This is a genomic window from Streptomyces sp. B6B3, assembly GCF_039871525.1.
Classification (GTDB): Bacteria; Actinomycetota; Actinomycetes; order Streptomycetales; family Streptomycetaceae; genus Streptomyces.
Window position 1 is genome coordinate 338481 of record NZ_JBDPLU010000005.1, and the last position, 16414, is coordinate 354894.

20 protein-coding genes are annotated in these 16414 nt (G+C 72.8%); 10 read left to right on the forward strand and 10 right to left on the reverse strand.

Going from position 1 to position 16414, the window contains the following annotated elements; translation table 11 throughout:
• Positions 1 to 134: 134 nt before the first annotated feature.
• On the reverse strand, positions 135 to 434 hold the full coding sequence (locus tag ABGB06_RS13980) for a hypothetical protein (RefSeq protein WP_347588894.1): 300 nt from the start codon (positions 432 to 434) through the stop codon (positions 135 to 137).
• A 222-nt stretch (positions 435 to 656) separates the two neighbouring features.
• Here ABGB06_RS13980 and rpsF point away from each other — a divergent pair, with 222 nt between their 5' ends.
• From rpsF to rplI, 4 genes are all read left to right on the forward strand, one after another.
• The gene (gene rpsF, locus ABGB06_RS13985; RefSeq protein ID WP_347588896.1) at positions 657 to 947 is read left to right on the forward strand and encodes a 30S ribosomal protein S6; all 291 of its coding nucleotides are present in this window, start codon (positions 657 to 659) and stop codon (positions 945 to 947) included.
• 98 nt (positions 948 to 1045) lie between these two features.
• Positions 1046 to 1618 (forward strand): single-stranded DNA-binding protein, encoded by a 573-nt coding sequence (locus ABGB06_RS13990; protein ID WP_347588898.1) that lies wholly within the window; start codon positions 1046 to 1048, stop codon positions 1616 to 1618.
• A 34-nt stretch (positions 1619 to 1652) separates the two neighbouring features.
• Positions 1653 to 1889, forward strand: coding sequence for a 30S ribosomal protein S18 (gene rpsR, locus ABGB06_RS13995; RefSeq protein ID WP_027765513.1), 237 nt, complete (start codon positions 1653 to 1655; stop codon positions 1887 to 1889).
• Positions 1890 to 1911: 22 nt separating this feature from the next.
• On the forward strand, positions 1912 to 2361 hold the full coding sequence (gene rplI, locus ABGB06_RS14000) for a 50S ribosomal protein L9 (RefSeq protein WP_347588901.1): 450 nt from the start codon (positions 1912 to 1914) through the stop codon (positions 2359 to 2361).
• Between the two features lie 80 nt (positions 2362 to 2441).
• Here rplI and ABGB06_RS14005 read toward each other — a convergent pair whose 3' ends face one another.
• Positions 2442 to 3749: an MATE family efflux transporter gene (locus tag ABGB06_RS14005; protein WP_347588903.1), complete on the reverse strand. Its 1308-nt coding sequence runs from the start codon at positions 3747 to 3749 to the stop codon at positions 2442 to 2444.
• A 644-nt stretch (positions 3750 to 4393) separates the two neighbouring features.
• On the opposite strand from ABGB06_RS14005, the gene dnaB reads away from it, so the two are divergent.
• Both dnaB and ABGB06_RS14015 read left to right on the forward strand, forming a co-directional pair.
• Positions 4394 to 5776, forward strand: coding sequence for a replicative DNA helicase (dnaB, locus tag ABGB06_RS14010; RefSeq protein ID WP_347588905.1), 1383 nt, complete (start codon positions 4394 to 4396; stop codon positions 5774 to 5776).
• Positions 5777 to 5850: 74 nt separating this feature from the next.
• On the forward strand, positions 5851 to 6531 hold the full coding sequence (locus ABGB06_RS14015) for a TetR/AcrR family transcriptional regulator (protein ID WP_347588907.1): 681 nt from the start codon (positions 5851 to 5853) through the stop codon (positions 6529 to 6531).
• A 10-nt stretch (positions 6532 to 6541) separates the two neighbouring features.
• Here ABGB06_RS14015 and ABGB06_RS14020 read toward each other — a convergent pair whose 3' ends face one another.
• Entirely contained in the window at positions 6542 to 7387 is an 846-nt protein-coding gene (locus tag ABGB06_RS14020; RefSeq protein ID WP_347588909.1) for a siderophore-interacting protein, read from the reverse strand.
• A gap of 133 nt (positions 7388 to 7520) precedes the next feature.
• Between ABGB06_RS14020 and ABGB06_RS14025 the strand changes: the two genes are divergently transcribed.
• Positions 7521 to 7976, forward strand: a complete 456-nt coding sequence (locus tag ABGB06_RS14025; RefSeq protein ID WP_347588911.1) for a MarR family winged helix-turn-helix transcriptional regulator — start codon at positions 7521 to 7523, stop codon at positions 7974 to 7976.
• Positions 7977 to 8071: 95 nt separating this feature from the next.
• On the opposite strand, the gene ABGB06_RS14030 is transcribed toward ABGB06_RS14025, so the two are convergent.
• Together ABGB06_RS14030 and ABGB06_RS14035 are read right to left on the reverse strand one after the other, a co-directional pair.
• Positions 8072 to 8815, reverse strand: a complete 744-nt coding sequence (locus ABGB06_RS14030) for a methyltransferase domain-containing protein (protein ID WP_347588913.1) — start codon at positions 8813 to 8815, stop codon at positions 8072 to 8074.
• Positions 8816 to 8929: 114 nt separating this feature from the next.
• Positions 8930 to 9346 carry a VOC family protein gene (locus tag ABGB06_RS14035; protein ID WP_347588915.1) on the reverse strand — a complete coding sequence of 139 codons (417 nt, stop codon included), beginning with the start codon at positions 9344 to 9346 and terminating at the stop codon, positions 8930 to 8932.
• A gap of 26 nt (positions 9347 to 9372) precedes the next feature.
• Here ABGB06_RS14035 and ABGB06_RS14040 point away from each other — a divergent pair, with 26 nt between their 5' ends.
• Positions 9373 to 10122, forward strand: coding sequence for a helix-turn-helix domain-containing protein (locus tag ABGB06_RS14040; protein ID WP_347588917.1), 750 nt, complete (start codon positions 9373 to 9375; stop codon positions 10120 to 10122).
• An 82-nt stretch (positions 10123 to 10204) separates the two neighbouring features.
• Here ABGB06_RS14040 and ABGB06_RS14045 read toward each other — a convergent pair whose 3' ends face one another.
• From ABGB06_RS14045 to ABGB06_RS14060, 4 genes are all read right to left on the reverse strand, one after another.
• Positions 10205 to 10609, reverse strand: coding sequence for a VOC family protein (locus ABGB06_RS14045; protein ID WP_347588919.1), 405 nt, complete (start codon positions 10607 to 10609; stop codon positions 10205 to 10207).
• Between the two features lie 54 nt (positions 10610 to 10663).
• On the reverse strand, positions 10664 to 11134 hold the full coding sequence (locus ABGB06_RS14050; RefSeq protein WP_347588921.1) for a MarR family transcriptional regulator: 471 nt from the start codon (positions 11132 to 11134) through the stop codon (positions 10664 to 10666).
• Positions 11135 to 11202: 68 nt separating this feature from the next.
• A complete protein-coding gene (locus tag ABGB06_RS14055; protein ID WP_347588923.1) occupies positions 11203 to 12267 on the reverse strand; it encodes a GNAT family N-acetyltransferase in 1065 nt (354 codons plus the stop codon).
• Between the two features lie 5 nt (positions 12268 to 12272).
• The gene (locus tag ABGB06_RS14060; protein WP_347588925.1) at positions 12273 to 12842 is read right to left on the reverse strand and encodes a DUF2269 domain-containing protein; all 570 of its coding nucleotides are present in this window, start codon (positions 12840 to 12842) and stop codon (positions 12273 to 12275) included.
• A gap of 137 nt (positions 12843 to 12979) precedes the next feature.
• Here ABGB06_RS14060 and ABGB06_RS14065 point away from each other — a divergent pair, with 137 nt between their 5' ends.
• Positions 12980 to 14488 (forward strand): serine hydrolase domain-containing protein, encoded by a 1509-nt coding sequence (locus ABGB06_RS14065; RefSeq protein ID WP_347588927.1) that lies wholly within the window; start codon positions 12980 to 12982, stop codon positions 14486 to 14488.
• A gap of 45 nt (positions 14489 to 14533) precedes the next feature.
• Here the strand turns inward: ABGB06_RS14065 and ABGB06_RS14070 are convergent, their stop codons facing one another.
• On the reverse strand, positions 14534 to 14980 hold the full coding sequence (locus tag ABGB06_RS14070) for a GNAT family N-acetyltransferase (RefSeq protein ID WP_347589196.1): 447 nt from the start codon (positions 14978 to 14980) through the stop codon (positions 14534 to 14536).
• A gap of 241 nt (positions 14981 to 15221) precedes the next feature.
• On the opposite strand from ABGB06_RS14070, the gene ABGB06_RS14075 reads away from it, so the two are divergent.
• Positions 15222 to 16403 (forward strand): globin domain-containing protein, encoded by a 1182-nt coding sequence (locus tag ABGB06_RS14075; RefSeq protein WP_347588929.1) that lies wholly within the window; start codon positions 15222 to 15224, stop codon positions 16401 to 16403.
• Positions 16404 to 16414: the final 11 nt, after the last annotated feature.

Consider the following 16414-nt stretch of genomic DNA (forward strand, 5'->3'; position numbering starts at 1 on the left):
GCCGTTGTCCCGCGGGTCGATCGCAGGGTCTCGCCGAAGCCTAACGGCGCCGGGGACGCCGTGGGACGCGCCGGGGTGAGCCCGAGGACGGCGTCCAGCTAGCCGAACACCTAACCGAATGCCTGGTCGGACGTCTAGCCGTAAAGGCCGCCGTGCGCCACGCCGAGGTAGAAGCCGACGGCGGCCGCGCCGAGCCCGATCACGAGCACGAAGCGTTCCGCCGTGGTCGCGGAGATCATCTGTCCCCAGCCGCCCGTGGCGATGCCGACGAGGCCGACCCAGCTGCTGACCACGTGCAGTCCGGGGGAGATCGCCGTCAGCGCGGCGATCGCGCCCAGCAGGAGCGTGACCAGGGCGAAGGCGTTCTCCACCGGATGGGAACGGCCGTCGGTGTTGAGGAAGGAGAGGGGACCGTGATGCGCTGCCTGTGTCATGCACGCCTCCTGACGGAAGGCGACGAACGGCGGCGCCGTCGCGGGCGTCACCGTAGTGCCGCGGATACCCGACGTGTCCAGGGTGTCCCCTGGCTCGCCCGATTTCAACCGGAAGGACAAGGGCGGGTACGGTGTACTGTCCGTCCACTGACGGATCGCATCACGACCCTCCTGCCACGGATCGTCCGTGGCCGCCTGAGTCCAGAGGAGGTGGGTTTTCGCATGCGTCACTACGAGGTGATGGTCATCCTCGACCCGGATCTCGAGGAGCGCGCTGTCGCCCCCCTGATCGAGACCTTCATGTCCGTGGTCCGCGAGGCCAACGGCAAGGTCGAGAAGGTCGACACCTGGGGCCGTCGCCGCCTGGCATACGAGATCGACAAGAAGCCCGAGGGCATCTACTCCGTCATCGACCTCCAGGCCGAGCCCGCCGTGGTCAAGGAGCTCGACCGGCAGATGAACCTGAACGAGTCGGTCATGCGGACCAAGGTCCTGCGCCCCGACACCCACTGAAGCCCTCGCGGTCATCGGGGGCCCGAGTCCGGGCCCGCTGTCAGAGCCATACGTAATCATCGCAGCATCAGCAGTTACCCCCGCCGAGAGGTACCACCATGGCAGGCGAGACCGTCATCACGGTCGTCGGCAATCTGGTCGATGACCCCGAGCTGCGCTTCACCGCATCCGGTGCGGCGGTCGCGAAGTTCCGCGTCGCGTCCACCCCGCGCGTCTTCGACCGCCAGACCAGCGAGTGGCGGGACGGCGAGTCGCTGTTCCTGACCTGCTCGGTCTGGCGGCAGGCCGCGGAGAACGTCGCGGAGTCCCTGACCAAGGGGACCCGCGTCATCGTCCAGGGCCGCCTCAAGCAGCGGTCGTACGAGGACCGTGAGGGCATCAAGCGCACGGTCTTCGAGCTGGAGGTGGACGAGGTCGGCGCCAGCCTGCGCAACGCCACGGCCAAGGTCACCCGGACCACGGGTCGGGGCGGCCAGCAGGGCGGCGGCGGTGGCGGCGGTTGGGGCCAGGGCCAGGGCGGCGGCGGCCAGCAGGGCGCCCCCGCCGGCGACCCCTGGGCCACCGGCGCGCCGGCCGGCGGCCAGCAGGGCGGCGGCCAGGGTGGCCAGGGTGGCGGTGGCGGCTGGGGCGGTGGCTCTGGCGGCGGCTATTCGGACGAGCCGCCCTTCTGACCGAGACTTCTGCTCGAACTCACGGAGAGAGACCATGGCGAAGCCGCCCGCGCGCAAGCCGAAGAAGAAGGTTTGCGTGTTCTGCAAGGAAAAGATCAAGTACGTCGACTACAAGGACACGAACCTGCTGCGGAAGTTCATCTCCGACCGCGGCAAGATCCGTGCCCGCCGGGTCACCGGCAACTGCACCCAGCACCAGCGTGACGTCGCCACGGCCGTGAAGAACAGCCGGGAGATGGCGCTGCTGCCGTACACCTCGACCGCTCGCTGACACGGAAGGGTGACACAGCGTCATGAAGATCATCCTGACCAGCGAGGTTCCCGGTCTGGGCACCGCCGGTGACGTCGTCGAGGTAAAGGACGGGTACGCCCGTAACTACCTCCTCCCGCGCCAGGTGGCCATCCGCTGGACCAAGGGCGGGGAGAAGGACGTCGAGCAGATCCGGCGGGCCCGCAAGTCCCGCGAGATCGCCTCGGTCGAGCAGGCCAACGAGATCAAGACCCAGCTGGAGGGCGTCACCGTCCGGCTGAAGGTCCGCGCGGGCACCGGTGGCCGGCTGTTCGGCTCGGTCACGCCCTCGGACATCGTCTCGGCGGTGAGGACCTCCGGCGGTCCCGACGTGGACAAGCGTCGGATCGAGCTGAGCACGCCGATCAAGAGCCTGGGTGCGCACCGGATCACCATCCGGCTGCACCCCGAGGTGGTCGCGAGCATCGGCGTCCAGGTGGAGGCCGCGAAGTAACGCGCCGCGCCCGCGACGCCCCGGCGTCGCGGGCACAGCCGCGATCCGGGCTGGGCGGACGGCGCTCCGGTGAGCCCGCCCTAGGCCCGGACCGCTCCGGTGACCAGCCAGCGGCCGGTCCGCACCCGCAGTCCGAGGGTGACCAGCCGGGTGGCCATCATCAGCCCGGCGACCGCCCACCACAGCGCGGTGACCCCGCCGCGGTCCGGCGTCAGCAGCGCCACCGGGACGAACACCGCCAGGGTCAGCAGCATCGCCCAGGCCAGGTACGGTCCGTCGCCCGCACCCATCAGCACGCCGTCCAGCACGAACACCGCGCCGGCGAGCGGCTGGGTGACCGCCACCACCAGCAGCAGCGGCAGCAGCGTCTCGCGCACGGACTCGTCCCCGGTGAACAGCCGAAGCAGCAGCGGGCTGGTCGCCGCGGTCAGCAGCCCGAGCAGCACGCCGGAGGCGACGCCCCAGAACACCATCCGACGGCAGGCGGCCCGCGCCCCCGCGGCGTCCTCGGCCCCCAGATAGCGGCCGATGATCGCCTGTCCCGCTATGGCGATGGCGTCCAGGGCGAAGGCCAGCAGGGTCCAGACGGTGAGCGTGAGCTGGTGCGCGGCCATCTCCGCGTCCCCCATCCGGGCGACCACGGCGGTGGCCACCAGCAGCACCGCGCGCAGCGAGAGGGTGCGGACCAGCAGCGGCACCCCGGCCCGGGCGCTGGCCCGGACGCCGGCGGTGGTCGGCCGCAGCGAGACACCGTGCCGGAGGGTGCCGCGGACCACCACCCGCAGGTACGCGGCGGCCATCGCGAACTGGGCGAGCACGGTGCCCCAGGCGGAGCCGGCGACGCCCCAGCCGAAGCCGTAGATGAAGACGGCGTTGAGCGCGGCGTTGACCGCGAAGCCGGCGATCGCGACGTAGAGCGGGGTCCGGGTGTCCTGCAGGCCGCGGAGCACCCCGGTGGCGGCGAGCACCATGAGCATGGCGGGGATGCCGAGGGCGCTGATCCGCAGGTAGGTGATGGCGTGCGGGGCGGCGTTGGCGGACGCGCCGAAGGACTCGGCGAGCGCGGGCGCGGCCGGGATGGTGACGGCCACCAGCGCGGCGCCGAGCAGGAGCGCCAGCCAGATGCCGTCCACGCCCTGCCGGAGGGCGCCGGGCAGATCGTCGGCGCCCAGCCGGCGGGCGACGGCGGCGGTGGTGGCGTAGGCGAGGAAGACGAAGACGTTGACGACGGTGGTGAGCAGGGCGGCGGCGACGCCGAGCCCGGCGAGCTGGGCGGTGCCCAGATGGCCGATCATGGCGCTGTCGGCCATGAGGAAGAGCGGTTCGGCGACCAGGGCGCCGAAGGCCGGCAGGGCCAGCGCGAGGATCTCCCGGTCGTGCCGGCGCATGCTCCCGGAGCCGCCCTGGGACCGCCCGCTCCGGTCACTGTGCGTAGGTGTGCTGGCGCTCCGCGACGACGGTGACATGGCTTCGATCCAAACATCCACAGGTAATAGATGCAAGGGAAATTGACCCCTTACTTCGGGGAGCTGACGGCGTGTCGGTTCGCCGATGTCGCGGTGATCTTGCCGAGTGGGCCCAGGTTTTTTTCGCCCACAGCCGGTGGACGGTGTTTGCGCAGCTCAGTGGGCCTTCTCGGCGATCTTGGTCGAGTCGTCCACAGCGTCGTCCCCCGCTTCGTCCACAGGAATCGCCCGGTCTTCCACAGGCGCCGGTCTGATGTCCACATAGCCTGTGGATAACTTGGTTGGGCCCCTCCCCGCCTGCCCCTTAGCGTTGGTTCCCGCTCGCCTCGGCGTTCCCCGCGCTTCTGATCCTTCTCGACGCGCCGTAACCCATGGCTGGCGACCGAGTGTCAGTGCCGTGGCGTAGGAAGGACCGTGTCCACGCTTAGCGTTGGGGCGGCCTGGAGGGAGGCGGGGCGGTGACGGATCTGGAGCACAGGGGACCGTCGTGGGAGGGGACCCAGCGAGGCGGCCCGATGCCGGTGGCCCGGCCCCGACAGAGCGCCGAGGGCCGGCCGGGGAGAGGCATGGAGAGCGGTGAGGCCGAGCCCGACGGCTATCCCGACGACGGCGAGCGCGCCGCCTTCGAGCGGGTGCCGCCGCAGGACCTGGCGGCGGAGCAGTCGGTCCTCGGCGGCATGTTGCTGTCCAAGGACGCCATCGCGGACGTCGTGGAGGTGTTGCGCGGCCCCGACTTCTACAAGCCGGCGCACGAGACGATCTACGCCGCCATCCTCGACCTCTACGCCAAGGGAGAGCCGGCCGACCCGATCACCACCTCCGCCGAGCTGACCAAGCGCGGAGAGCTGTCCAAGGTCGGCGGCCCCGGATACGTGCACTCCCTGGTCAACACGGTGCCGACGGCGGCCAACGCGGAGTACTACGCGGAGATCGTCAGGGACCGCGCGGTGCTGCGCCGCCTGGTCCAGGCCGGCACCCGGATCACGCAGATGGGGTACGCGGCGGACGGCGACGTCGACGACATCGTCGACTCCGCCCAGGCCGAGGTCTTCGCGGTGACCGAACAGCGCACCACGGAGGACTATCTGCCGCTGGGTCAGATCATGGAGGGCGCCCTCGACGAGATCGAGGCGATCAGCAACCGCAGCGGCGAGATGACCGGTGTGCCCACCGGCTTCACCGATCTGGACTCGCTGACCAACGGCCTGCACCCGGGCCAGATGATCGTGATCGCGGCCCGTCCCGCGATGGGAAAGTCGACGCTGGCCCTGGACTTCGCCCGCGCCTGCTCGATCCGGCACAAGCTGCCGAGCGTGATCTTCTCGCTGGAGATGGGGCGGAACGAGATCGCCATGCGGCTGCTGTCCGCGGAGGCGCGGGTGGCGCTGCACCACATGCGGTCGGGCAGCATGACGGACGAGGACTGGAACCGGCTGGCCAGGAAGATGGCCGAGGTGAACGAGGCGCCGCTGTACATCGACGACTCGCCGAACCTGTCGATGATGGAGATCCGGGCCAAGTGCCGGCGGCTGCGCCAGCGGAACGAGCTCCAGATGATCATCATCGACTACCTGCAGCTGATGCAGACGGGCGCGAGCCGCCGCCCCGAGAGCCGGCAGCAGGAGGTCTCCGAGATGTCGCGGAACCTGAAGCTGCTGGCGAAGGAGCTGGAGGTGCCGGTGGTGGCGCTCTCCCAGCTGAACCGTGGACCCGAGCAGCGGACGGACAAGAAGCCGATGATCTCCGACCTCCGGGAGAGTGGATCCATCGAGCAGGACGCCGACATGGTGATCCTGCTGCACCGGGAGGACGCGTACGAGAAGGAGTCGCCGCGGGCCGGGGAGGCGGACCTGATCGTGGCCAAGCACCGGAACGGCCCGACGGCCACGATCACGGTGGCGTTCCAGGGGCACTACTCCCGCTTCGTGAACATGGAGGGCGGCTTCTGAGTCGCGCCATGCCGGCCGGCCTCGATACGCCGTAGTTGCCGATACGCCGTATCGCTCGATGTACCGTTGCCGGCATGTTGGTGTGGGAGAGGCCGGAGCCACCGAAGCGACCCGTGCCGGCCCCGCTGGACCGGGAGCGGATCGTCCGGGCGGCGATCCGGCTGGCCGACGCGGACGGCCTGGAGGCGGTGTCGCTACGCAAGGTCGCCACCGCGTTGGGCGTCGGGCCGATGCGGCTGTACAGCCACATCGCCAGCAAGGAGGAGCTGCTCGACCTCATCGTCGACGCGGTGCACGCCGAGATCCGGCCGGTCGGGGACGGCTGGCGGGAGGTGCTGCGGTCTCTTGCCGAAACCACCCGGCAGGCCGCTCACGAGCACGAATGGCTCGCCGATCTGCTCGGTGGCCGACCGCAGCTCGGCCCGCACGCGCTGGCCAGGGGAGAGGCCGTGGTGGCCGCGCTGGACGGCGTTGACGTGGACGACGTCATGCCGATGGTCACCGCGGTCGACGCGTACGTGATCGGCGCGGTGCGTCGGGAGATCGCCGAGCGGCGTGCCGAGCGGGCCACCGGGATGGACGAGCGGCGTTGGCAGGTCTCCCTGGGGCCCTATCTGGAGCGGACCTTCGCCACCGGGCGATTCCCCGCGCTGGCCCGGGTGGTGCGCGACGCCGCCCATCTGGACGCCGACCGCACCTTCCGGATCGGTCTCGACTTCCTGCTCGACGGCATCGAAGCCCGCATCGCGAGGTGACGGGCGGCGGCTACTCCGCGCCGTCCTGGTCGCGTTCGATCTGGCGGTTCCACTCGGCCTTGCCCGCCTGCCAGCCGTCCTCGGTGACGCCGCGTCGCCAGTACCCGGAGACGGACATCCGCTCGCGGTTCAGGCCCAGCTCGTGGCGGAGGTGTCGGCGCAGGTCCCGGACGAAGTGGGCCTCGCCGTGCACGAACGCGTGGGGCGTGCCCGGGGGAAGGTCGGCGGCCGTGACGGCCGGCACCAGGGTGGTGCCGGCGGGCCGGTCGCCGCGGTCCAGCCAGATGATCTCGACGTCGCCGTGGGAGAGGATCTTCTGCTCCTCCTCGGGGCCGGCGATCTCCAGGAAGACCTTGGCCACGGCGCCCGCCGGCAGCGCCTCCAGGGCGACGGCGACCGCGGGCAGCGCGCTCTCGTCGCCGACCATCAGGTGCCAGTCGGCGTCGGGGTCCGGAGCGTACCCGCCGCCGGGCCCCGTCAGGTGGAGCGTGTCGCCGGGCCGGGCGGCCGCGGCCCAGGGACCGGCGAGGCCCTGGTCGCCGTGGTACACGAAGTCGATCGTCAGCTCCCGGGCGTCGGGGTCCCAGACGCGGACGGTGTAGGTGCGGGTGGTGGGCCACTGCTCGCGCGGCAGGTCGCGGCGGATGGCGGCCACGTCGAAGGGCTCCGGGTAGCTGACGCCCGGCACCGGGAACACCAGCTTGACGTAGTGGTCCGTGTAGGAGCCGGTGGCGAAGTCGCGCAGCCCGTCCCCGCCGAGCACCACGCGGATCATGTGGGGGGTGACCCGGGAGGTGCGCAGCACCCTGCCCTGGTGTGTCTGCCGGCTGCGGGCCCTGGATCGATCCTCGGACACGGACACTCCTCACCTCGACGTACAGGGTTAGGTTCACCTGAGTTGGTACGCGGGTCAAATCAGAGGTGCTGGTGTGGCGCCGGTCGTTGTTAGGGTCATGCCCATGGACACGGCTGCTGACGATCGTGCGCCCGTGCGATTGCGCTCCCTGCCGAGCTGGCTCATCACCCAGACGGCGACGCAGGCCGGGCGGCTGGTGTGGGACGCGTTCGCGGCGACCGGCGCCCGGCGTTACCACTACGCGCTGCTGGCCGCCCTCGCGGAGTTCGGGCCGGCGAGCCAGGCCGCGTTGGGCCGGCGGTGCGGGATCGACCGCAGCGACGTGGTGGCGGCGATCAACGAACTGACCGAGCGGGACCAGGTGGTGCGCACCCCCGACCCGGCGGACCGGCGGCGCAACGTCATCACCATCACCGCGGGCGGGATACGGCAGCTGACCCGGACGGAGGAGGCGCTGTCCGCCGCGCAGGACGCGCTGCTGGTGCCGCTGTCCGTGGCGGAACGCGAGGAGCTGACCCGGCTGTTGGCCCTGCTGCTGGACCACCACCGGCACGGCGTGGTCGCCGGCCGCGACGCGGCGGCGTCCTAGACCTTCCAGGACGGGCCGTTCCAGGCCGCCGGCGTTCCAGGACGGCGGCGTTCCAGGACGGCGGCGTTCCAGGGGTGTTCCGAAACAGACGTGCCCTAGCGACGGCGGCAGACGTACTCGGCGTGGGTGTGGCGGGGATGGGCCCGATCGGTGATCTCCAGGCCGGCGCGCTCCAGCATGCCCTCGATGATCCAGGCGTAGGTGGAGAACTCCTCGCGGACGTGCACCTCGAAGTCCTCCCGGGTGAAGCCCTCGCCCGCCGGCCGCCCCGCGGCGTCGAGCCAGCGCGCCACCTCGGCGTCCGCGTCGTCGGGGTCGAAGCTGAAGATGACGTCCCAGAGGTACAGCGTGCCGCCGGGGCGGAGCATCGCCGCCATGCGGCGCAGCGCCTGCTGCTTGAAGAAGTCGGGGAGCTGGTGCAGTGCGGACTTGGTGGTGACGACGTCGGCCGGCCGGTCGGCGGGGTGGACGTGGTCCAGGAATCCTGCGTGGTGCCAGCCCGGGGTCGCCGGCGGGGCGGCGGCCGCGGCGCGGCGCCGGGCGAAGCCGAGCATCTCGGGGGAGACGTCGACCCCATGCGCCTCCGCGCCGCGCAGCGCGGCCCGGACGACGAGCGAGCCGGTGCCGCAGGCCATGTCGACCAGGCGGGTCCCCGCGGTGACGCCGAGCCGGTCGAGCAGCGCGTCGTCGGCTGCCGGGTCGGTGCCCTGGTTGCGGTCGAAGTCGGCCACGGCGTCGGCGCTGCCGAGATCGACGCCGACCGGCGCGTACTCGCGGAAGTACCAGGAGGGAACGGGGCCGGGCGCGGGCGCCGGGGCGGAGGCGGAGGTGCCGGTCATGGCCCCGGTCTACGGGACGCCGGGCCCCGGCACAACCCCCTGCCCCGGCCGTGCGACGGCGCCGGACGGCGCGGTACGGGTACGGGTACGGGTGCGCTACGAGTGGGGGCGCGGTCAGCCCGCGGCGGGCTGGACCAGGTCCCAGCGGTTGCCGTAGAGGTCCCGGAAGACGGCCACCGTGCCGTACGGCTCGTCCCAGGGCGGCTTCTCGATCGTGACGCCGGCGTCGGTGAGGCGCCGGTAGTACGCCTCGAAGTCCTCGGTGTAGAGGAAGAAACCGACCCGGCGCCCCGTCTGGTCGCCGACCCGGGAGCGCTGGTGGTCGGTGACGGCGCGGGCCAGCAGCAGGCAGGTGGCGCCCTCGCCGGAACCGGGAGGGGCGACGACCACCCAGCGCTTGCCGCCGCCGTCGGCGTGCGGTGAGTCCTCGCGCAGTTCGAAGCCGAGGACGCCGGTGTAGTAGGCGATGGCCTCGTCGTAGTCGTCCACCACGAGGGCGATCAGGCCGAGGCGGGATGTTGGGTGGGGCATGCCGGCAGCGTGTCATGCTGGCAGGTGTGTACCGGGAGAGGCCCTCGCGCATCGGGGGCGCGGCGGTGTGGTCCAACGCCCTCGACGTGGGCGGGGACGCGGGCCGGGTGCTGCCCGACGGGTGCATGGACGTGATGTGGTGGGAGGGCCCCGGCCGGCGGGAGCTGGTGGTGGCCGGTCCCGACACCCGGGCGCTGATGGTGCCGCGGGTGGACGGGGCGCGGTGCGTCGGGCTGCGGTTCCCGCCCGGCACCGGGCCCGCGTTCTTCGGGCTGCCGGCCTGCGAGCTGACCGACCAGCGGGTGCCGTTGGCCGCGGTATGGTCCGCGTCCGAGGTGGCCGGGCCGGCGGAGCGGATCGCCGACGGCGCGGACCCGGGGACGGTGCTGGAGGAACTGGCCGTCCGGCGGCTGCGCGGGGCGCCGCGTCCCGAACTGCTCCCCGCGGGTCAATCGGCCCCGGGCGGCACCCCCTGGCCGGCGGCGGTGGTCGCCGCCGCGGACGCCGGTCTCGACGTGGCGCGAATGGCCTGGGAGTTGGGCCTGAGCGAGCGGCAGCTGCGGCGACGCAGCCGGGCCGCGTTCGGGTACGGGCCGAAGACGCTGGTGCGGGTGCTGCGGATGCGGCGGGCGCTGCGCCTGGCGCGCGGCGGGGTGCGGTTGGCCGAGGTCGCGGCGCGCAGCGGCTACGCGGACCAGGCCCATCTGTCCCGCGAGGTGCGGGACCTGGCCGGGGCGCCGATCAGCGCGCTCGTCCGCCGCGCGGGCGCCCGCTAGGCCAGCCCGCTCCCGTTGAATGTCGTTCGGTCCGGGCGCGGTCCACGTTCGGTCCACGTTCGGTCCAGGCTCAGTCCAAGGTTCAGTCCTGCTGGTCGAGGCGGGCGAAGAGGTCGACGCCGTTGCCGTCCGGGTCGAGGAGCACGGCGTAGCGCATGCCCCAGGGCGCGTCGAAGGGCGCCATCTCCGAGTCGTAGCCGGCCTGGGTGAGCTCCGCGTGGAGCTTGTCCACCTCCGCGGGGCCGTCGCACAGGAAGGCCAGGCCCACCCGGGACTGGCCGCGGGGCGGCAGGGCCCAGTCGGGGTTGAAGGACCTGATGGTCTCGACGGGGTCCCAGGCCATGCGCAGGCCGCCGGGCAGCGTCGCCTCCACGTGCGGCTCCCGTTCCGCGCCGTCGGGGATGTCGAGGCCGAGGCGGCGGTAGAAGGCGAGGGAGGCGGCCAGGTCGTCGGTGACGATGCCGATGAGGTCGAATCGAGGAGTCATGCCCGGAAGGCTAGGCGGCGGTCCCCGCGGCGGTCTTGAACGAATCGGACGCGTTCAGGCGGCGCCCGGCGCCGCCGGCGGCCGGTGCTCCAGGGTGCGGACGGCGGTGACCAGGGGCGCCAGTTCGGGCCGTCGTTCGGCCCGGTCGAGGGCCTCGGCGAGAGCGGCGTCGTTGGTCGGGCGGGCCTCCGCGAGCAGCCGGCGGCCGGCGTCGGTGACCTCCGTGTAGATGCCGCGTCGGTCGGTGGGGCACAGATCGCGGGTCAGCAGTCCGCGCTCCTCCAGGCGGTTCACCAGCCGGGTGGTGGCGGACTGGCTCAGCACGACCGCGTCCGCCAGCTCGTTCATCCGGAGATGGCCGCCGTCGCGGGGGCGCTGCCGGCCGAGCACGTCGAGGACCGAGTACTCCCGCACGCTCAGGCCGTGCCCGGTCTGCAGGGCGCGCTCCACATGTGCCTCGATCCGGTCGTGCAGGGCAGACAGGGCGCACCAGCCCCGCGCGAGGCCCGGTTCCGGACGCGTCATCGCACTCCTCCTCCGCACCATCCACCCTAGCGGGGCGCGCGGGTCGGCAGCGGTTCGTGGAGCCGGCCTCAGCCCAGGGCGAGGGAGTACGGGGCGAAGCGGCGGCCGGCGTCACCGGGGAGGGCGGGCAGGCCGTCCACCATCACGGTGACCGGCGATCCGTAGGGGACCAGGCCGTGGGCGCGCAACCAGCCGGCCGGCTCCGGCTGTCGGGCGTCGGCGTCGAAGCGGACCGGCGTCCCGGCGGGGGCGCCGGTGGCCAGCCGGGAGACCAGGGCCAGGGCGGTGTCCGGATCGTCGGCCACCACCGGCCCGATCACGGTGCTGGCGACGTTGGGCCAGGCGGCGGCGAACCCCGTCAGCCGCCGGGCCGCCGCCGACCCGGTGGATTCGGTGGAATCGGCAGGCGCGGCGGACTCGGCCACCAGGAACTGGTCGGCGAAGGAGGGCAGCCGGGTCAGCAGCGCGGTGCGGTCGGCGCCGAACGCGGACCGGTCGTAGGCGAGCACGGCCGGCAGGTCCGCGGCGGTGGCCGGGCGGATGGTCGCCGCGCCGGGCGGCGTGGTCGGCGCCGCCCCGGCGGCGAGGTGCCCGCGCAGCGTGCCGAGGCTGCCGAGCGGAACGAAGCCGAGCCGCTCGTACAGCGGCCGGCCCTGTTCGGTCGCGGTGAGGAACATGGCCGCCGCGCCGCCGTCCCGCTCGGCGGCGATGACATGCCGCATCAGCCGCAGCCCGAGGCCGCGGCGGGCGTACCGCTGGGCGACCAGCATCATGCCCAGACAGCTGAGGCCGGGACCGCCGTCCAGGCCGGGATAGCGGGTGGCGACGACCGACGCGATCAGGCCGCCCGCGGCGTCCCCCGGCGGGGCGTCCACGCCGAAGCCCTGGCCGGCGCTGAGCAGCAGCCGCCATCTGCCCTCCTCGCGGCTCCAGCCCCGGTCCGCGGCCAGGTCCAGGCAGTCCGGCAGGTCGGCCACGGTGAGGCGGCGGACGCGGCAGGTCGCCGCCCAGGCCTCGGGACGTCTGGGAGCTGTCCCCAGGCTGTCGGTACGGGCGGCGGTACCAGCGGCCGTACGAGCGGGGGCATCAGCGGCGGTACGAGTGGCGGCGCGGGCGGCGTCGGAGGTCGTCACGACCCTCAGCCTGGCCGACCGGGGGAGGCGGCGGCGAGTGGTTTTTGCCCACGGTCGCGCGCGGCGAGCCGTTCCCGGCGCTCGCGTTCGCGGTGCCGCTGCCCGCGCCGGGTCAGCCCCCACGGCTTCAGGTAGGAGACGGCCGTGAGGAACAGGTACAGCGTCAACGAGACGCACGGCGGCGCCAGCAGCGACGAGGCGTCCGTCACCCGCTCCCCCGCCGCGACCGCGTCCGCGGCCTCGTTGATGCTCGTCCTGAACGCCAGCAGCGAGGCGGTGGCGGCGACCAGGGAGACGAGCAGCTTCACCACCACCCAGCGGTGCCGCAGCAGGCCCCAGGGTGTGCCGACGGAGAGCACGAGGCCGGTGCCGATGCTGGCCAGCGCGAGCGGCGCCAGCAGCCAGTCGCCGAATATCCCCATGGCCAGGTACGCGGCGTCGGCCGTGGCCCGTTCGGCGGTCGCCCCGGCGACGGCCAGGACCAGCAGGCACAGCGTGAGCCCGAGCCAGCCGACCGAGGTGACGACGTGCGCGATGAGGAAGCCCCGGCGGACGGGGCGCGGTAGCTGTGTCATGCCCTCAACGGTCCCGTCGCGCCGCCGTCGGGTCGTCTGCCGGTGGGAGTAACCGTCGCTACTCGCCGTCGAGTAGTCGGGGCGTCGCGGGGTAATCGGTGGCGCGGGGCGGGCGGCTCGGGATAACGCTGGGTGCCATGACGCGTCTCTCCGCCGATTTCTCCGACGACTTCTCCGCAGCATCCGATCCGGACCGCACCGACGCGGCACGGCCCGCACCGCTTCTGGCGGGCACCGCCAGGGCGCTGCTGCACCGGCTGGCCACCGCCCAGGCCGAGGGCCGCGGCCCGTCGATGGTGGCGGCCGTGGTGCGCATGGGGGCACCACCCAGGGCCTCCGGGCCTGGGGGAGGTCGCCGGGTGTGGACCGCCTCCCGCGGCGAGCTGCCCCCCGACGTGCCCGAGGCCGACGCCGCCCACGTGCAGTACCGCATCGGCTCGATCACCAAGACGCTGACCGCGGTGGCCGTGATGCGGCTGCGCGACGAGGGACTGCTCGACCTCGGCGATCCGCTGGGCGCGCATCTGGACGCCCCGCACGGTTCCGACGCCACCGTCGCGCAGCTGCTCGCGCATTCGGGCGGCCTGGCCTCCGAATCGCGCGGCCCCTGGTGGGAGCGCACGCCGGGGGAGCTGCGCCCGGAGCTCGCCGACATCTTCGGGGACGCCCCGCGGAAGCACCCCGCCGGGCGGCGCCACCACTACTCCAACCCGGGCTACGCGCTGCTCGGCGCCCTCGTCGAGAAGCTGCGCGGCGAGCCGTGGTTCGACGTACTACGGGAGGAGGTGCTGCTGCCGCTCGGCATGGACCGCACCACGGCCGCGCCGGTGGCCCCGCACGCCACCGGCTGGGCGGTGCACCCGTACGCGGACGCGCGCCAGCCGGAACCGGCCGTGGACACCGGGCGGATGGCGCCGGCCGGACAGCTGTGGTCCACGGTCGCCGACCTGTCGACGTTCGGGGCCTTCCTCCTCGCCGGCGACGACGCCGTGCTGCGGGCCGAGAGCCTGGCCGAGATGCGGGCGCCGGCCGTCGCCCCCGAGGCCGGCGACTGGGACGCCGCGTACGGGCTCGGCATGCAGCTGGCGCGCCGCGACGTCGGGGGCGAGCGGAGGCTGCTGTCCGGGCACACCGGCTCCATGCCCGGCTTCCTCGCCGGGCTGTGGACCAGTCCCGCGGACGGGCTCGCCGCCGTGGCCGTGGCCAACGCCACATCGGGGCCGCTGGCCGGCACGCTGGCCGCCGAGTTGCTCGCGGAGGTGGCCGACCGCGAGCCCGCGCTGCCCGAGACCTGGCGCCCGATGCCGGCGTCGGACGCCGAGCCGGAGCTGCTGGAGCTCACCGGCACCTGGTTCTGGGGCACCTTCGCCTATCTGCTGTGGCTGCACGCGGGGCGGGAGTTGACCCTGGGCCCGGCGGCGGGCGGGGTGGTCCGCGGCACCCGGTTCCTGCCGGCCCCGGACGGCGAGGGCTGGTTGGGACAGTCCGGCTACTACGCCGGCGAGACGCTGCGCGCGGTGCGCGGACCCGACGGCCGGGTCAGCCATCTCGACCTGGGCACCTTCGTCTTCACGCGGCGGCCCTACGATCCGGACGCCCCGGTGCCCGGCGGGGCCGACCCGGCCGGCTGGACGGGGGCCGGGTGACTCTGACCGCGGCCGGGGTTCTTGCAGCGGCCGCGGGGGACACGGTCAGAGCATCAGCTTGAAGCCGACGTGCGTCGCCCGGAAGCCGAGGCGTTCGTAGAAGCGGTGCGCGTCGATCCGGGTGGCGTCCGACGTGAGTTGCACGAGGGCGCAGCCGTGGCGCCGCGACTCCTCGACCGCCCAGCGGATCAGTTCGCTGCCGAGGCCGGCGCCGCGCTCCGCCGCGTGCACCCGCACCGCCTCGATCAGCGCGCGGGACGAGCCCCGGCGCGACAGGCCGGGCAGGATGGCGAGTTGCAGGGTGCCGACGAGGTGTCCCGGTCGCTCGGGGCGCTCCGCGACGATGAGGTGCTGGTCGGTGGAACCCTCGATGCGCGCGAAGGCGTCCAGATACTGGGTGAGGTCGTCCGGGTCCTCGCGGTTGGCACCCAGCGGATCGTCGGCGAGCATGGCGACGATCGCGGGCACGTCAGCTGCCGTGGCCCGACGCATGGTGATGTTCACACACGCTAGTTTAAGAAACGTCAGGAACGGCACGAACCACGCGTTTCTGAAGAGGGCTTGTGTCTCAGCCGTATAACGGTAGGGTCAGTTCCGCATCTGGGCAGCACGAAGTCCGCCAGTTTACGAGAGGAGCGTGTCGTGGGAGGCGGGTTTTCGGTTACTCGCTCCCGGCGAGTGGCGAGACTGACACGCTGTGCGACCGGAAGGTGGATCGAGGCGAGGCAGGGTCATGACCGCGATATCGGCCGACGACGGCGCCGCCATCACCACCAGCAACACGGCCGGTGAGGCACGGCGGTCGCCGTCGCGCGACGCCGTCATAATTCGGCGTACGCTCGCCGAGATCGAGCCGGTGGCGGATCAGGCGACCTCGTACTTTTACGCTCTGCTGTTCCTCAATAATCCTGGGTTGCGGGATATGTTTCCGGCGGCCATGGATACTCAGCGCGACCGGATTTTTCGGGCGCTGCTGACTGCCGCCGAACGCATCGACGACGAGGCCGGACTCACGGAGTATCTGAACGAACTGGGCCGTGGCCACCGCAAATACGGCACCAGGTCGGAGCACTATCCGGCGGTCGGCGAGTGCCTGATGTCCGCCCTGGAGCGATACGCCGTCCGCACCTGGAGCCCGGAGGCCGAGGGCGCCTGGGTCCGTGCCTACACGCAGATCTCCCAGACGATGATCGACGCCGCGGCCGACGACGAACTCCGCGCGCCGGCGTACTGGCACGCCGAGATCGTCGCGCACGAGCGTCGTACCAGCGATGTCGCCGTGGTCACCGTCCGCCCCGACCAGCCCTACCCCTACCGGGCGGGGCAGTACGCCGCGGTGGAGACGCCGTGGTGGCCCCGGGCCTGGCGCTACTACTCCTTCGCCAGCTCGCCGCGGCCCGACGGCCTTCTGTCGTTCCACGTCAAGGCGGTGCCCGCGGGCTGGGTCTCGCGCGCGCTGGTGCACCGGGCCGGCCGCGGCGACGTGCTGCGGCTGGGACCGCCCGGCGGCTCGATGACGCTGGAGCACTGCACGGGGCGAGGGCTGCTGTGCGTGGGCGGCTCCACCGGAATAGCGCCGATCAAGGCGCTGGTGGAGGACGTGGCCCAGCAGGGCATGCGGATGCCGGTCGAGGTCTTCTTCGGGGCGAACCGGGACGCGGAGCTGTACGACCTGGAGGCCTTCCTGAACCTGGAGCGGCGCCACCCGTGGCTGTCGGTGCGGCCGGTGGTCGCGGAGTTCGGCACCCGTGGCTTCGCCGGGCAGCTGCCGGAGGCGGTGCGCAAGTTCGGGCCGTGGCGGGAGTTCGACGGGTTCCTGTCGGGCCCGCCGCTGATGGTGCGCAAGAGCGTCGAGGCGCTGATCTCCTCGGGCATCCCGGCCGAACGCATACGGCACGACTACATCGGACCCTGATCGCGCGTGCC

Coding starts and splice junctions, on each gene's coding strand:
- rpsF (WP_347588896.1), top strand. CDS start 657: ATGCGTCACTACGAGGTGATGGTCATCCTCGACCCGGATCTCGAGGAG.
- rpsR (WP_027765513.1), top strand. CDS start 1,653: ATGGCGAAGCCGCCCGCGCGCAAGCCGAAGAAGAAGGTTTGCGTGTTC.
- ABGB06_RS13980 (WP_347588894.1), bottom strand. CDS start 434: ATGACACAGGCAGCGCATCACGGTCCCCTCTCCTTCCTCAACACCGAC.
- ABGB06_RS14065 (WP_347588927.1), top strand. CDS start 12,980: ATGACGCGTCTCTCCGCCGATTTCTCCGACGACTTCTCCGCAGCATCC.
- rplI (WP_347588901.1), top strand. CDS start 1,912: ATGAAGATCATCCTGACCAGCGAGGTTCCCGGTCTGGGCACCGCCGGT.
- ABGB06_RS13990 (WP_347588898.1), top strand. CDS start 1,046: ATGGCAGGCGAGACCGTCATCACGGTCGTCGGCAATCTGGTCGATGAC.
- dnaB (WP_347588905.1), top strand. CDS start 4,394: ATGGAGAGCGGTGAGGCCGAGCCCGACGGCTATCCCGACGACGGCGAG.
- ABGB06_RS14035 (WP_347588915.1), bottom strand. CDS start 9,346: ATGCCCCACCCAACATCCCGCCTCGGCCTGATCGCCCTCGTGGTGGAC.
- ABGB06_RS14045 (WP_347588919.1), bottom strand. CDS start 10,609: ATGACTCCTCGATTCGACCTCATCGGCATCGTCACCGACGACCTGGCC.
- ABGB06_RS14070 (WP_347589196.1), bottom strand. CDS start 14,980: ATGCGTCGGGCCACGGCAGCTGACGTGCCCGCGATCGTCGCCATGCTC.
- ABGB06_RS14060 (WP_347588925.1), bottom strand. CDS start 12,842: ATGACACAGCTACCGCGCCCCGTCCGCCGGGGCTTCCTCATCGCGCAC.
- ABGB06_RS14030 (WP_347588913.1), bottom strand. CDS start 8,815: ATGACCGGCACCTCCGCCTCCGCCCCGGCGCCCGCGCCCGGCCCCGTT.
- ABGB06_RS14075 (WP_347588929.1), top strand. CDS start 15,222: ATGACCGCGATATCGGCCGACGACGGCGCCGCCATCACCACCAGCAAC.
- ABGB06_RS14015 (WP_347588907.1), top strand. CDS start 5,851: ATGTTGGTGTGGGAGAGGCCGGAGCCACCGAAGCGACCCGTGCCGGCC.
- ABGB06_RS14050 (WP_347588921.1), bottom strand. CDS start 11,134: ATGACGCGTCCGGAACCGGGCCTCGCGCGGGGCTGGTGCGCCCTGTCT.
- ABGB06_RS14005 (WP_347588903.1), bottom strand. CDS start 3,749: ATGCGCCGGCACGACCGGGAGATCCTCGCGCTGGCCCTGCCGGCCTTC.